Annotated in this window: 14 protein-coding genes and 1 pseudogene; 10 read left to right on the forward strand and 5 right to left on the reverse strand. The window is 71.7% G+C overall.

Features of this window, described 5'->3' with window-relative positions:
• Positions 1-21: 21 nt before the first annotated feature.
• The 5 genes from ACE1OC_RS15375 (at position 22) to ACE1OC_RS15395 (ending at position 4,821) form a co-directional block, all read left to right on the forward strand.
• Entirely contained in the window at positions 22-1,299 is a 1,278-nt protein-coding gene (locus ACE1OC_RS15375; protein WP_407837505.1) for an amino acid deaminase, read from the forward strand.
• Between the two features lie 4 nt (positions 1,300-1,303).
• Positions 1,304-2,890, forward strand: a complete 1,587-nt coding sequence (locus tag ACE1OC_RS15380) for an N-acyl-D-amino-acid deacylase family protein (RefSeq protein ID WP_407837506.1) — start codon at positions 1,304-1,306, stop codon at positions 2,888-2,890.
• Between the two features lie 54 nt (positions 2,891-2,944).
• Positions 2,945-3,952, forward strand: a complete 1,008-nt coding sequence (locus ACE1OC_RS15385; protein ID WP_407837507.1) for a YdcF family protein — start codon at positions 2,945-2,947, stop codon at positions 3,950-3,952.
• A gap of 98 nt (positions 3,953-4,050) precedes the next feature.
• Positions 4,051-4,236, forward strand: coding sequence for a hypothetical protein (locus ACE1OC_RS15390; protein ID WP_274549281.1), 186 nt, complete (start codon positions 4,051-4,053; stop codon positions 4,234-4,236).
• Between the two features lie 126 nt (positions 4,237-4,362).
• Positions 4,363-4,821 (forward strand): nitroreductase/quinone reductase family protein, encoded by a 459-nt coding sequence (locus tag ACE1OC_RS15395; RefSeq protein WP_407837508.1) that lies wholly within the window; start codon positions 4,363-4,365, stop codon positions 4,819-4,821.
• Between the two features lie 22 nt (positions 4,822-4,843).
• On the opposite strand, the gene ACE1OC_RS15400 is transcribed toward ACE1OC_RS15395, so the two are convergent.
• A complete protein-coding gene (locus ACE1OC_RS15400) occupies positions 4,844-6,547 on the reverse strand; it encodes a hypothetical protein (RefSeq protein WP_407837509.1) in 1,704 nt (567 codons plus the stop codon).
• Between the two features lie 130 nt (positions 6,548-6,677).
• Here ACE1OC_RS15400 and ACE1OC_RS15405 point away from each other — a divergent pair, with 130 nt between their 5' ends.
• Positions 6,678-7,949: an MFS transporter gene (locus ACE1OC_RS15405; protein WP_407837510.1), complete on the forward strand. Its 1,272-nt coding sequence runs from the start codon at positions 6,678-6,680 to the stop codon at positions 7,947-7,949.
• A gap of 10 nt (positions 7,950-7,959) precedes the next feature.
• Here ACE1OC_RS15405 and ACE1OC_RS15410 read toward each other — a convergent pair whose 3' ends face one another.
• On the reverse strand, positions 7,960-8,658 hold the full coding sequence (locus ACE1OC_RS15410) for a TetR/AcrR family transcriptional regulator (protein WP_407837511.1): 699 nt from the start codon (positions 8,656-8,658) through the stop codon (positions 7,960-7,962).
• A gap of 105 nt (positions 8,659-8,763) precedes the next feature.
• On the opposite strand from ACE1OC_RS15410, the gene ACE1OC_RS15415 reads away from it, so the two are divergent.
• Both ACE1OC_RS15415 and ACE1OC_RS15420 read left to right on the forward strand, forming a co-directional pair.
• Positions 8,764-9,402 (forward strand): DUF4386 domain-containing protein, encoded by a 639-nt coding sequence (locus ACE1OC_RS15415; protein WP_407837512.1) that lies wholly within the window; start codon positions 8,764-8,766, stop codon positions 9,400-9,402.
• 94 nt (positions 9,403-9,496) lie between these two features.
• A complete protein-coding gene (locus ACE1OC_RS15420) occupies positions 9,497-10,129 on the forward strand; it encodes a hypothetical protein (RefSeq protein ID WP_407837513.1) in 633 nt (210 codons plus the stop codon).
• A 153-nt stretch (positions 10,130-10,282) separates the two neighbouring features.
• Here ACE1OC_RS15420 and ACE1OC_RS15425 read toward each other — a convergent pair.
• The 3 genes and pseudogenes from ACE1OC_RS15425 to ACE1OC_RS15435 form a co-directional block, all read right to left on the reverse strand.
• Positions 10,283-11,486 (reverse strand): annotated as a pseudogene (locus ACE1OC_RS15425) (transposase).
• 96 nt (positions 11,487-11,582) lie between these two features.
• On the reverse strand, positions 11,583-12,161 hold the full coding sequence (locus ACE1OC_RS15430) for a GNAT family N-acetyltransferase (RefSeq protein ID WP_407837514.1): 579 nt from the start codon (positions 12,159-12,161) through the stop codon (positions 11,583-11,585).
• Positions 12,162-12,221: 60 nt separating this feature from the next.
• Entirely contained in the window at positions 12,222-12,701 is a 480-nt protein-coding gene (locus ACE1OC_RS15435; RefSeq protein ID WP_407837515.1) for a macro domain-containing protein, read from the reverse strand.
• Between the two features lie 309 nt (positions 12,702-13,010).
• Here ACE1OC_RS15435 and ACE1OC_RS15440 point away from each other — a divergent pair, with 309 nt between their 5' ends.
• Together ACE1OC_RS15440 and ACE1OC_RS15445 are read left to right on the forward strand one after the other, a co-directional pair.
• Positions 13,011-14,234, forward strand: coding sequence for a PTS transporter subunit EIIC (locus tag ACE1OC_RS15440; RefSeq protein ID WP_407841569.1), 1,224 nt, complete (start codon positions 13,011-13,013; stop codon positions 14,232-14,234).
• 2 nt (positions 14,235-14,236) lie between these two features.
• Positions 14,237-14,467 (forward strand): DeoR family transcriptional regulator, encoded by a 231-nt coding sequence (locus tag ACE1OC_RS15445; RefSeq protein WP_407837516.1) that lies wholly within the window; start codon positions 14,237-14,239, stop codon positions 14,465-14,467.
• Positions 14,468-14,587: the final 120 nt, after the last annotated feature.

A 14,587-nucleotide genomic window follows, 5' to 3' on the forward strand; every position in this document is an offset into this window, starting at 1 on the left:
TACCCCGGGAGGCACACACACATGCCCAGCGACCCCGTCCAGGCACTCGCCCAGGAGCCGGTGGACCACCGGTTCAAGGGGCTCCCCCCGGACGCCGGACAGGCGGGCCTCACCGTGGGAGAGCTGACCGCCCAGCGGCGGAGCCTCTACACCGGCGGGTTCACGACGCCCGTGCTCACCCTCGACGCCGAGGCGCTGAGCCACAACCTCGCCGCCCTCGGCACCTACGCCGAGCGGCACGGCCTGGCCTTCGCCCCGCACGGCAAGACCTGCATGGCCCCGCAGCTGTTCCGGCGTCAGCTGGAGCACGGGGCCTGGGGCATCACCGCCGCCGTGCCCCACCAGGCGCGCGTCTACCGGGCGTTCGGCATCCAGCGGATCTTCCTCGCCAACGAGCTCGTCGACGCCGCCGCCCTGCGCTGGGTGGCCGCCGAACTCGCCGCGGACCCCGATTTCCGGTTCGTCTGCTACGTGGACTCCGTGCGCGGGGTCCAGCTCATGGACCGGGCCCTCCAGGGGCAGCCCCAGCGGGTCGACGTGGTCGTCGAGCTCGGCGCCGGGGAGGGCGCCCGCACGGGGGCCCGCACCGACGAGGACTGCCGGGCCGTCGCCGACGCGGTGGCGGGTACGGACACCCTGCGCCTGGTCGGCATCGCCGGGTACGAGGCGGAGGTGCCCGGCGCCGACCCGGACTCCGTGCACGCCTACCTGCGCCGGCTCACCGCTCTGGCGGCCGAGTTCGACAAGGCGGGACGGTTCCAGGGGGTCGGGGAGATCGTCGTCAGCGCGGGCGGCTCCGCCTGGTTCGACGCCGTCGCCGACGTGTTCGCCGAGCTGCCGGAGCTCTCGCGGCCGGTCCTGAAGTTGCTGCGCTCCGGTGCGTACGTCTCCCACGACCACGGCTGGTACACCCGCCTCACCCCCTTCAACCGGGTCCCCGAGGAGGGCGGCCTGCGGCCCGCCTTCCGGCTCTGGGCGCAGGTGGTCTCCCGCCCCTCCCCCACCCAGGCGTTCGTCAACGCCGGCAAGCGGGACATCGCCTACGACCTGGGGCTGCCCGAGGCGGAGCTGGTCCGCGACCCCCTCACCGGCGCCGAGCGCCCGGCGACGGGGATCCGCGTCCTCAAGCTCTCCGACCAGCACGCCTGGCTGGAAACGGACTCCGCCGAGGACGTGCAGGTCGGCGACTGGGTGGCGCTGGGCATGTCCCACCCGTGCACGATCTTCGAGAAGTGGCCGCTGATCCCGGTGGTGGAGGCCGACGGCACGGTCACGGAGTACGTCCGGACGTTCTTCTAAGCCCATGGACCTGGTCATCCGCGGGGCCCGCGTCGTCGACGGCACGGGCGGGCCCTCCTACACCGCCGACGTGGCCGTCCACGAGGGCCGCATCGCCGAGGTGGGCAGCAGGATCGCGGGCGGCGGGCGGCACACGCTCGACGCCCGCGGCCTCGCCCTGGCCCCCGGTTTCATCGACATGCACGCCCACAGCGACCTGGCCCTGCTGCGCGATCCGGACCACGGCGCGAAGGCCGCCCAGGGCGTGACCCTCGAAGTCCTCGGCCAGGACGGCCTGTCGTACGCCCCCGTCGACGACCGCACGCTGGCCGGGGTGCGTGCCGCCATCGCCGGCTGGAACGGCACGGGCGAGGACATCGACTTCGACTGGCGCACGGTCGGCGGGTACCTGGACCGGCTGGACCGGGCCCACGGCGGGCAGGGCATCGCCGTCAACGCCGCCTACCTGGTCCCCCAGGGCACCGTCCGCGCCCACGTCGTCGGCTGGGGCGACCGCCCCGCCACCCCCGCAGAGCTCGACCGGATGCGGGCCCTGGTCGCGGAGGGGCTCGCGCAGGGCGCCGTCGGCATGTCCTCCGGGCTCACCTACACCCCGGGCATGTACGCCTCCGGCGCCGAACTGAGCGAGCTGTGCCGGGTGGTGGCCCGGTACGGCGGCTACTACTGCCCGCACCACCGCTCGTACGGCCGCGGCGCCCTGGCCGCCTACGCCGAGATGGTCGAGCTGACCCGCGAGGCCGGCTGCGCCCTGCACCTGGCGCACGCCACGATGAACTTCGGGGAGAACGCGGGCCGGGCGGGCGAACTGCTCGCCCTGCTCGACGGAGCACTGGCCGACGGCGCCGACATCACCCTCGACAGCTACCCGTACACCCCCGGCTGCACCACCCTGGTGGCCCTGCTGCCCAGTTGGGCGAACGAGGGCGGTCCCGAGGCGGTCCTCGCCCGGCTGCGCGACGACGCCGAGGCCGAGCGGATCCGGTACGCGCTGGAGGTGGAGGGCGCCGACGGCTGCCACGGGGTCCCGGTCGACTGGTCGACGATCGAGATCGCCGGGACCACGGACCCGGCCTACGGGGCGTACGTCGGCACGCGCGTCCCCGACTGGGACACGGCCCGGGCGCTGCTGCTGGGCGACCGGCTCGGACCGAGCATCCTCCAGCACGTCGGGCACGAGGAGAACGTACGGGCGATCATGCGCCACCCGGTCCACACGGGCGGCTCGGACGGCATCCTGCAGGGCGCGAAACCGCATCCGCGGGCCTACGGCACCTTCCCGCACTACCTGGGGCACTACGTGCGCGAGCTGGGCGTCCTGTCCCTGGAGGAGTGCGTCGCCCACCTCTCCGGCCGTCCCGCCGCGCGGCTGCGGCTGCCGGACCGGGGGCTGGTGCGCGTCGGGCACCGGGCGGACCTCGTCCTCTTCGATCCGCTGACGGTCGCGGCCGGATCGACGTACGAGCGGCCGCGCGCGCTGCCGTCCGGGATCCCGTACGTCCTGATCGACGGGCGTTTCGTCGTACGGGACGGGCGCAGGACGGACGTCCTGGCCGGGCGGTCCGTACGCCGGACCCCGCACGGCGGCCGCTGATCCGGCCGCAGCACAGCCACCGACGGGACGGATGCCGCACATACGATGAGCGGCATGTACGCCTTTGTTCCTGCCGCTCTCTTCCTCGTCCTCTTCGGCGTGAGCGTCCGGGAGGACCGCCGGCGCTTCCGCAACGCGGTCTATCTGGGCCTCACCCTCATATTCCTGTCCGTCGGCCTGCTCACCCTGGTCCCGTACCTGCCCGCCGGTCTCGACACGGCCGTCGTCGCGCTGGTCTTCCTGGTCCCGGCGCTCGGCACGATCGCGCTCGGGTTCTTCCTGATCGGCAACGCCGTGACGGTGATCCGCAAGGAGGGCCGCCGCCCGGCCCTCCTCTCCTTCACGGCCGGGGTGGGGATCTTCGCCCTGATCGCGTTCGTCCTGACCCTGGGCAACCGGGGCTCCCAGGCCTGGGACGCGGTGGTGGTGGGCGTGGTCCTCCTGGCCGGGTACGTCTCCTTCCTCTTCCTCTGCTTCCTCGCCTACGCCTTCCTCTACGGCCGGATCAAGGTGCACGGGGACGTCGACTTCGTGGTGATGCTCGGCTCCGGCCTCATCGGCGGCGACCGGGTCCCGCCGCTGCTGGCCTCGCGGCTGCGCAAGGGCCGGGAGATCCACGACGCGCAGATCGCCCGCGGCGGCCGGGTGCCGCTGCTGCTGACCTCGGGCGGCAAGGGGAGCGACGAGAAGCTCGCGGAGGCGCGGGCGATGGCCGACTGGCTGATCGCCGAGGGCGTGCCGCAGGACCACGTGCGGCTGGAGGACCGGTCCCGCACGACGGAGGAGAACCTCCTGTACAGCCGGACGATCATGGAGGCGGAGGACCCGGCCTACCGCTGCGTGGTGGTCACCAACAACTTCCACGCCTTCCGCGCCGCGATGATGGCCCGCAAGGCCGGGGTGAACGGCCAGGTGCTGGGATCACCGACGGCGAAGTACTTCTGGCCGAGCGCGACGATCCGCGAGTTCGTGGCGGTGTTCTGGGAGCACAAGACCGTGAACCTGGGCATCTGCGGGGCGGTCGTCGCGCTGACGGCCGCACTGGCGGCCGTCACCGCCTGAGCCGCAGCCGGGCGCGGTCCCGAGGTGTCCGCCCCGAGGTGCGTTCATGGGGGCGCGGCCGGAGGATGGGGGCCAGGGGGACACAGCAGGAGGTAGCCATGGACAGCGAATCGGACCAGCAGCCCCAGCGCCCCGCCCACCTCTACACGGGGTCGGAGCACCCGTTCGACCCTGAGGACCTCGTCATGGCACGCGGCCAGGACCCGACGCCGGAACGGGTCGAGAAGGCACGCAAGCTGATCGAGAAGGAGGGCGCGAGGGCGCTCGAACGCTACCTCCCGTAGGTGGGCCCGGAGCGGGGCGGACCGGTCGCCCCGGTCCGCCCCGAGGTGCGGGTGGGCCGATGCGCATCCAGAATCGATGGATGCTCGTTAGCCCGCGCGGGGGCCGATTCCGAAGGGACGACAACGATGGCGATCGACTCCCCCACGACCGTCGACTGGGACCACCCGGCCGACCCGCCGGCGGGCCAGCTCTCCACGCACGTGCGCGCGTACGTGGACACGTCCGGCGCCGACGGGCACCTGTGGCACGGGGTTCCGACCCTGCTCCTGACCACCCTCGACCGGTTCTCCGGCCGGCCCGTCCGCACGCCGCTGATCTACGCGAAGGACGACGGCCGCCACATCGTCCTGGCCACCGCGGCCGACGGCACGCCCGGCGTCCCCTCCTGGTACCGCAACCTCACCGCCCACCCGGAGGTCCGCCTCCAGGTCGGCGCCCTGACCGCGCAGGCCCGCGCGCGGACGGCGACCCCGGCGGAGCGGGAGACGTACTGGGAGGCCGTGACCGCCCTGTGGCCCGCCTACGAGGACCACCAGGCGGCGGCCGCACCCCGCGAGATCCCCCTGGTGATCATCGAGCGCTGACCCTCGGGCGGTCCCGGGCGGCTCAGCCGGTGACCGCGATGCGGCCCTCCAGCCCGGTCGAGACGAGGTGCGCGGCGTCGGCGTCCACGAAGCGGATGCGCCAGTAGCCGCTGGCCTGCGCGGTGAACTTCTTGCTCACGGCTCCGTTGGCCCCGGAGACGGAGGTGCCCATCTCCTTCCACACGGTGGCGCCGTCGGGCCGGAAGTAGTAGCGGACCTTCTGGCCGGCGTACGGCACGAAGCCCTCGGTGGGGGTGTACTGGTCCAGGACCGCGGCGACGTACAGCTGCTGCCCCTTGACCACCGGACGCGGTCCGAAGCGCTCACCGGTGATCTGCGTCTGTGCGCGGGTCTGGCGGAGCACCTTGGCGCCCGTGCTGGGGCCGATGTTGGAGGTGCCCGGCGTGTACACCCGCCACCCGTCGGACGGGTACTTGCTGCTCGGTGTGGTCACCTTCACGGTGAACGTCTTGTTGTAGGGCACGGTGAAGGACTGACGGGTGACCCACTTGCCCGGCGCGATCTGGAACTGGATCTGGATCGGCGCCTGCTGGCTGGTGATGCCGTCGACGAGGACCTTGCCGCTGAAGGTGAGCCCGCCGTACTTGTCGGTCGCGATGAGCTTCTCCTCGACGACCTTCGTCGTGTGGGTGATCTTCGCGACGGTCGCGGTGCGCGTGTCGCCTCCCACCACCCAATTGCCGATGTTGCTGGGGACGTAAACGTGCACGGAACCGGTCGTGACGACGCGGGGCAGGAGGGTGTAAGTGCCGTCGGGGCCGGTGGTGGCCTCCGCCCGGGCGATTCCGCCGGCAGCCACGCGCTGGCCGGCGGCGGGCTTGACCGTGCCGTCGTCCGCGAGACGGCTGAGCTTGCCGAGCACGGGCACGCCGGTCCCGTAGCGGGCGGTGAGGGGAGCCGTCGAGGTCAGCGTGAGGATGGCCTTCTGGACCCGGATCTTCGCCGGGGCCGTCCCGGTCACCTCGGTGTGCCCGCTCACCAGTCTCACGGTGAGGTACAGAGCGGTCTCGTTGCCGAGGGCGGCGACGGAGAGGGAAAACCTCCCCTGCGCGTCGGACACTCCGTCGGTCCGGCCCTCTCCGAGGCCGGCACGGAGCCTGGCGCCCGTCAGCGGCAGCCGCTCTCCGGTGCGCGGGTGGACCGCGGTGACCGTGCCGGTGACCTGGGTGTCGAGGGCGTCCAACGAGAACTCCTGCCGGCTGGACTTCACCTCGAACCGGGCCGCCTCCGCATAGGTGGACCGTCCGGCGCTGCGGTGGATGCCACCGCTCCTGGTGTACACGTCGAGTTCGTAGTCCCCCATCTCATCGAGGACGAGCGGCTGGTCGTCGCCCTGGTACCACGACCTGTCGTCCCATCTCTCGGAGGTCCCCCGGTTGTCGTAGTACGAGGTGAAGCGGTCGACCACGGCGACGACCTTGTCGGTGCCCGCCCGGCGCACCTCGACCCGGGCCAGGGTCTGGTTCGCGCTGCTGTCCTCGTGGTCGACCTCGACGAGGAACCGGCCGTTCGCATGCTGCCGGATGGTGGCGCCCTTCCCCGCGACCGGAACGGACTTCGTTTCCGGGTCGGAGGTCAGGGCCGCCTGCCGCGCCGCCGGCGCCGACCCGGGCGCGGCGTGCGCGGCGGGAGCCGCCAGCGCGCCCACGGCCGCGATGACGACCGCCGTACCGACGGCCGTCATGGCCCTCTTGAAACTGTTCACCGGAATCCCCCGTGCGTCACATGTGATCGACTGCACGGGTTGGACGGCCCACCGGCCGCGAGGTTGTACGGGCTCCGGCACCGGCGGGCGGGGTGCGAGTGTGTTCTGCGGGGTGTGCTCAAATCTCCGGATGCTCCGGATGATCACCCGCCCCGACAAGGGCCACAGCGGCACCGCACGTCTCTGGACGGCGAGCGCGCTGTCCTCGGGGTCGACCTGGGTCATGCAGATCAGCCTGTTCATCCAGGTGCTGCAAGAGTCCACCCCCGCCACGCTCGCGGCCGTGGAGCTCATCGGGACCGTGCCCGCGCTGGCGTTCATGATGGTGGCCGGCGCCCTCGCGGACCGGTTCGACGTGCGGCGCCTGGCCGTCGGCTCGATGGTCGCGCAGGCGCTCTGCGTCCTCGGCATGGCGCTCTTCCTCGACCACGGCATCTGGATCACCGCCGCGTTCTACGGGCTCCAGGGCCTCGGCAACACCCTCTGGCCGCCGGCCCGTCAACAGTGGCTGTACGGGGTGGTGGCACCGGAGGCCCGGCCCGCCGCCAACGCCCGGCTGGGCTCCGTCTCGGGCACCATGACCGTCGTCGGCGCCTCGCTCGGCGGTGCGCTGGCCGGCTGGAGCCCCGTCGGTGCGATGGCCGTCGCGTGCGCGCTGCAAGTGCTGGCCGTCGTACCGCTGCTGGCACAGGCCCGGCGGCCGATGCCGTACGCGGAGCCCGGGGTGGCGGGGGCGCCGGGGGCGTCGGCCCGGGCGCCGATGCGCAAGGAGCTGACCGCGGGTCTGCGGGTGCTGCGCGAGCTGCCGCTGGCGCGCTCCGTCGTCTGGATCGGCATCGCATGGGGCTGCATCGGCGGGGCGTACGACATCCTGCTCGCCGCCTACGCCACGGGCCATCTCGGCGGTGGCGGCGCGGTGTTGGGCTCGCTGTACGTGGCGGACGGGGTCGCCGTCATCCTCGGCACGGTCCTGGCCGCGCGGTTCGCGGTCCGCCGCCACCTGGCGGCGTACACCGCGGCCTACGTGTTCCAGGGGCTGGCCTGGGGGGCCTTCTTCCTCGCGGGGCATCCGGTCCTGGCGGTGGCGCTGCTGGGCGTGATGCGGCTGGCCAGCGGCGTCATCATCGCCCTGGACACCACCGTGCTGCTGGCCACCGTCCCCGCGGCCGTGCGCGGGCGGGTCTCCAGCCTCCACATGACCACGTACGGCGCGATGGCCCGTGTCTCCCTGGCCCTCTTCGGCGGCCTCCTCACCGTCTGCGACGTCCGCACCGTCGGCATCTGCACCGGCGCGGCCTCGGTGGTCCTCGGCATCCTCTGGTGGTGCCTGCGCGACCGCGAGGCCCAGCGCGGCTACCCGGCGGCGGTCGCCGAGCGCGAACCGGCCGCCGTGGCTGCGTAGTTCGCCTCGCCTAGGACCTGGAGGTCCAGCCCCGGCGGCGGAGGCCTTCGAAGCCGTCCAGGAGGAGGTCCAGGGCGAACTCGAACTCGAACTGGTCGTCGCAGCCGCCTCCACCGCTGCCGCCGCCGACCGTGGAGGCGTCGTCGTGCGCGGCCGTCGCGGCCAGTTCCGCGATGTGCGGGTAGTGCGCCGCCAGCGCCGGGTCCGGCGGGCCGGAGGGGCCCGAGGTGTCGAACAGCTCCTGGCTGAAGCCGAGCAGGCGGCTGCCCATCGCGTGCATGACGTGGTGCGTGAGGTCGGCGGAGAGGCCGCCCTCCCGGAAGATCCCGGCCATCGCGTCCAGGTACGCCAGGACGGCCGGGGTGGGGCCGGTCCGCGATTCGATGACCCGGGCCGCCCAGGGGTGGCGGAGCAGGACCCGGCGGGCCGAGAGGATCCGCCCGCGGACCACGGGCTGCCAGTCGGGGCCCGCGGCCGGCGGGTCGATCTCGCCGACGACGGCGTCGACCATGCCGTCGAGCAGTTCCTCCTTGTTGGCCACGTGCTTGTAGAGGGCCATCGGTACGACGTCCAGCTCCTGCGCGAGCCTGCGCATGCTGAGCGCGTCGATGCCGATGGCGTCGGCGAGCGCGACGGCGGCGCGCAGGACGCGGTCCCTGCTCAGGGGGGTCCGTTGCGTGCCGTTGGCTTCCTGCCGGTTCGTCCTCACCTTGACGAGTGTACGCCGTACACCTATGGTCGCTGCAAGGTGTACGGCGTACACCTCCATCGAGCGAGGGGTACCGAGAAGATGAGTCCGGACCGGAGAACCGCAGTGGCCGCCGGGCTACTGTTCCTGCTGACCGAGGTCTCCGCGATAGCCGGGGCGGCCCTCTACCGCCCCCTGCTGGGCGCGGCGGACGGCCGGCTCGCGCAGGGCGCCGACACGCAGGCCCTGCTCGGCGCGCTCTGCGAGGTGGTGCTGGTGGTGGCGGTGGCCGGCACCGGGGCGGCCCTGTTCCCCGTCCTGCGGCGCCACGGCGAGGGGCTCGCGCTCGGGTACGCCTTCGGACGGCTGCTGGAGGCGGCCGTCATCGCCGTCGGCATCGCCTCCGTCCTGGCGCTCGTCACCCTGCGGCGGGAGCCGGGGGCGCCGGACGGCGCCGACGCCGCGCTGGTGGCCTTGCACGACTGGACGTTCCTGCTCGGCCCCAACGTCGCCCTCGGCCTGAACACCGTCCTGCTCGCGTACCTGGCCTACCGCTCGCGACTGGTCCCGCGCCCCATCGCCGTACTGGGCCTGATCGGCGGTCCCCTGATCTGCGCCTCGGCCGCAGCCGTGATGTTCGGCGCCTACGACCAGCTCTCCGCGGCGGGGGCAGCCGCCGCCCTCCCGGTCTTCGCCTGGGAACTGGCCTTGGCCGCCTGGCTGCTCGCCAAGGGCTTCAAACCGCCGGTCAACCCGGCTGGCTAGCCGACGAGCCGCCGAGCCGCCGCTGCACCAGTCGCATGACCGGCCGTCAGGACCCGGCGGCTCGTCGGCCGACAGGGCGATCTAGGGTGTGGTCGTGAAGCCCTTCCCACCACCGCAGATACCGGCGAACGCACTCCGGCCCGGCCGTCACTGGTACGCCACGGCAGGCGCGATCGCCGTCGCGCTCATCGCGATCGGCGCGGTGATCGGCGCTCTCCGGTTCAACCATGCGATCGACGCGGTGGACACCGGCCAGCAGTTCGCCAACGGCGACGTCGTCACCCTCCGGCTCGAGCCGGGGAGCGGGAAGACCATCTGGATCAGGGACGAGGAATTCGGCCCGTCCGACGCCCCGAAGTGCAGCATCACCGGGCCGGGCGACCCCGCTCTCACCGATCCGGGAGTCGACGTGTTCCTCACGCGTGACGAGACCTGGAATCCGCTCTACGCCCTCGACGTGCCCCGAGCAGGCGACTATCAGGTCACCTGCTCGTCCCCCGCATCCTCCACGTACGCCGTCGGGGACTCCGGAGGCCTTTTCGCGCTGGCGGGCTGGCTGGTACTGGCCATCGCCCTCCCCGTCCTCGGAATCACCATCGGCGCCGTCATCGTCCTCGTCACCGCCCTCCGCCGCAGCCGTCATCGCAAGCAGCTGCTCGCCGAACGCGACGGCTCCGGTGGGGGCAACCCCGCGCACGCCAGACCGGGCCCGCCGAACACGCCCTAGGAGCGTGGGTCAGTGACGAGGAAGAGGCCCCGCGGGCGGTGATCGATGGATCGGTCGCGGGCGCCCCGCCAGCACCTGTGAGACTTTGGCGGGACCGCGCTGCCATCGGTGTCTGGCCGGTAGGAGCCGTGGCGGGCCGGGAGGCCCGGCTGGTCAGCCCGCCAGGGCGGCGAGCCCGGTGGTTCCGGCGTGTCGGAAGATCTTGCGGAGGTTGTAGCAGGCGGCCAGCAGTCGCCACTCGCCGCGGGCGCCGTCCTCTCCGCGTAGGAGGAGCTGGCGGCCGTTCTGGCAGGTCATGATCTGGCCGAAGACGGGTTCGACGATGGCTTTGCGGCGGCTGTAGGCGGCGCGTCCGGGTTTGGTCCGCAGCTTGCGGGCCATGCGTTCCTTGAGGGTGTCGTTCGCCGGGATCCGTCCGCGTGGTGCGGGCGGGACCTGCTCGTCGTGGCCGAGTCGGCCGGTGGCCATGAACGTATCGGTGCCGCAGGCAAGTTGGCGCCCTCGTGCGGCTTCAAGATTGCTCTCGGAGCAGTAGCCGGCGTCGACCAGGGCCTCTTTGGGGTGGACGCCGGTGTTCTGGGCGGACTGGTCGAGCATGGTGGTGTAGTTCAGCGCGTCGGAGGCGTTGCAGGTCAGGTCGGCGGCGGTGATGACCTGGTTCTGCTCGTCGACGACGGCCTGGGCCTTGGGCTTGGGTCGGGCCTTCGCGGCGGCCTTCTGCCCGGCGTCGGTGACGGCCTGCTCATCGCTGGTGCCGACGCGTTCCTGTCGGCGGCGTTCCTTGCCCTCCGTGTGGGCGCGTGCCTTGGCGGCGGCTTCGGCCTCGATCTGCGCGCGGGCGGCCTGCAACCGCGCGAGGCGTTTCTCGCGCCGGTCCAGCTCGGCGGGCAGGTCGGCGTCCTTGCCGTCGGCGCCTCAATGAGCCGGCCGTAGCTCATCGCCTTGTGCCTGGAGGCGTTCGCCTCCAGCTTCGTGCCGTCCAGGGCGACGCGGCCCATAGATCGGCCAGCACATCCAGGTGACGGCGACGGAACCGGGCAATCGAGCGGTAGTCCGGAGCCTGGTCGGCGGCCAGGAACCGGAACGCGACGTCGTCCACGCACTTGCGCTCGATCGCCCGGGAGGAACGGGTGCCGGTGGTGGAGCCGTAGATCAGTAGGCGGACCATCAGCCGTGGGTCGTAGGGAGGGAAGCCTCGCTTCTCGGTGTAGCCGGCCAGGACCGGTGACAGGTCGAGCACCTCATCGACCAGGTCGACGACGAACCGGGCCAGGTGGTCCTCGGGCAGCCAGTCGTCCAGCGACGGCGGTAGCAGCAACACCTGGTGCGGATCGAACGCCCGGAACCGCTTGTCCACCGCCGCCGCACGAGCCTGCGGCCGAGGTGCTACGGGAACCACGTCGAAGAGGCCATCCTCGTCAAGGGACACAGCTCATCTTCTCGCGCCCGGGAATCAGTTCGTCGGGCACGGGTGGCCGCGGCGCGCGGCCCACTCGTCGGCCAGGATGGCCATCGTGTGCCCATCGATCCACTCGCCGTCCCAGTGCAGTGCATCACGCCTGGTTCCCTCGTGGACGAAGCCGAGCTTCTCGTAGACATGGCGGGCCCGCGGGTTGAAGGCGAAGACCAACAACTCGATCCGGTGCACGCCGACGGTTCCAAAGGCGTGCCCCAGGATCAGTCGGCTCGCCTCAGTGCCCAGCCCCTGGCCGAAGGACCGGCGGTCGAACAGGCTGATCCGAAACGAGCAGTAACGGTTGCGGACATCAAGGTCCGACAACACGACCTCACCGACGCATACACCGGTGGGTCGGTCGACGATAGCCAGGTCCAGCCGATCGGAGTGCTCGGCCCGGGAGCCGTACCAACGTTCCAACGCTTCGAGGCTGAAAGTCTCGTGGGTACCGGTAAGTCGGTCCGCTTCCGGGTCGACCGCCACCGCGGCCAGCGCGTCGGCCACACTGACCGGACGCAAGACCACGCGCTCGCCAGTGAGCGTCGGCTTCTCAGCGAAGGAAATCTCGGTAGGCATGGCAGCGATCATGACCGGTACCCGCCTGCCGCCGTCAACACGTTTTACTGACCCACGCTCCTAGCCGAAGTCGTACACCGTGACGGGTACGCCCTTCGTGCACAGCTCGTCCCGGATCAGCGGCTCGATGCGGGACCACGTGCCGCCGGCGAGCCCGCAGCCGATGCGGGGCATGTGGACGGAGGCATCCAGTTCCGCGGCGTGGGCCGCCAGGCGGGCGAGGCAGCGTTGGATCGCCTCGTAGCGGACGGGCGGGCCGCCACTGCCGGTGCGTATGCCGTGCTGGCCGATCATGTTCGCGACCCGGATGTCCGGGCGGACCTGGACGAGCTGCACCGCGCCGAGCCCGAAGTCGTTCCCGCTGCGGCCCCTGTGCCAGGCGCGGTACGCGGCCTCCGGCTCGCTCCAGCGCTTCGAGAGCGCGAGGACGAAGCCCTTGCCCCAGCCTCCGAGGTCGTTGCAGACGTGCGCGATGATCTTCGGCCCCCGGGCCTGCGGACTGCTCGCGTCCCCCCGGATGATCGTCGGCTGCTGCTGCATGCAGATCCCCCCTTTCCCCTGCCCGGAAGGTACCCGGACCCTCTGACATCGCCGGAAGGCACGTGGCTCGGGGGGCTTGGGGCCTCAGCCTTCGGGTCGTAGGTCCGCAGTCTTTACGACCATGGGTTTATGCGGTTTTAACCGTGTTACAACTGGAACATCGCGCTGCAAATGGCGCATTTTCCTTCGCTGTTGCCCAGCCCACACAAGCGCTGCCTGCCTTGGCAACACACCCCGTTTCCTCTGGAGGAAGCAACCGTGAGTACAGCCGAGCAGACGGCCCCGTCTGCCAAGAAGAACTCCGCCGCCATGGCGGTCATGCAGCGCCTCGGCCGCAGCCTCATGCTGCCGATCGCCGTGCTGCCGGCCGCCGCGCTGCTGATGCGCTTCGGCCAGGAGGACATGCTGGGCAGCAAGTCGCTGCCGGGCTGGTGCAACGACATCGCCTCGTACATGGCGGCCGGCGGCAACGCGATCTTCAGCAACCTGGCGCTGCTCTTCGCCGTGGGCATCGCGGTCGGTTACGCGAAGAAAGCCGACGGTTCCACCGGCCTCGCGGCCGTGGCGGGTTACCTCGTCTTCTCCAACGTGCTCGGCACCTTCACCGACAGCAGCCTGCCGCAGGTGGAGAAGGTCGTCGACCACCAGGTCGCCCTGGTCGATGCGCCCGTCAACGCCGGTGTCCTCGGCGGTGTCGTGATGGGCATCGTCGTCGCCCTGCTGTACCAGAAGTTCTACCGGACCAAGCTGCCGGACTGGGCGGGCTTCTTCGGCGGCCGCCGCCTCGTCCCGATCATGTCCTCCCTCGCGGGCCTGGTCATCGGCATCGTCATGGGCCTGATCTGGCCCGTCCTCGGCAAGGGCATCCACGGGCTCGGCGAGTGGCTGGTCAACTCCGGCGCCGTCGGTGCGGGCATCTTCGGTGTCTTCAACCGCGCGCTCCTGCCCATCGGCATGCACCACCTGCTGAACTCCTTCCCGTGGTTCCAGGCCGGCTCCTTCGACACCCCGACCGGCGCCGTCCACGGCGACATCGCCCGGTTCCTCGCCGGTGACCCGACCGCCGGACAGTTCATGACCGGCTTCTTCCCGATCATGATGTTCGCCCTCCCGGCCGCCTGCCTCGCGATCGTCCACTGCGCCCGCCCCGAGCGCCGCAAGGTCGTCGGCGGCATGATGTTCTCCCTCGCGCTCACCGCCTTCATCACGGGCATCACCGAGCCGATCGAGTTCACCTTCATGTTCATCGCCCCGGTGCTGTACGCGATCCACGCGGTCCTGACCGGTGTCTCCATGGCGCTGACCTGGGCGCTCGGAATGAAGGACGGCTTCGGCTTCTCGGCCGGCGCGATCGACTTCGTCCTCAACCTCGGCATCGCGTCGAACCCGTGGGGTCTGGCCGGCATCGGGCTCTGCTTCGCGGTGCTGTACTACTTCATCTTCCGCTTCGCGATCACCAAGTGGAACCTGCCGACCCCGGGCCGCGAATCCGACGAGGAGCTCGCCGAGATCCTCAAGGCCGAGGCGAAGTAGCCGTGCCCGCGGCGCAGCGCACCCCCGGACGGGGAATGCCTTGCGAGGAGCGGCGCGAGCTGATCGCCGGAGCGGTACGGGCCAACGGCCGCGTACGGGTCGCCGATCTCGTACGGGAACTGGGCGTCAGCCGGATGACCATCCACCGGGACCTCCAGCACCTGGACGCCGAGGGCCGGGTACGCCGGATCCGCTCCGGGGCAACCGTGACGAGCACGGCCGCCACGGCCTGAGCGCCACCCGAAAGCGGGGCGGGGCACCACCGACCGACCGGTGGTGCCCCGCCCCTTTCGGTGTCCTCAGGCCCGCGCCGTCGCCACCAGCAGCCCGCGCCACCGGGTGCGCCCGGCGAC

The sequence above is a fragment of the Streptomyces stoeckheimensis genome (assembly GCF_045822005.1).
In the GTDB taxonomy this organism is placed as follows: Bacteria; Actinomycetota; Actinomycetes; order Streptomycetales; family Streptomycetaceae; genus Streptomyces; species Streptomyces stoeckheimensis.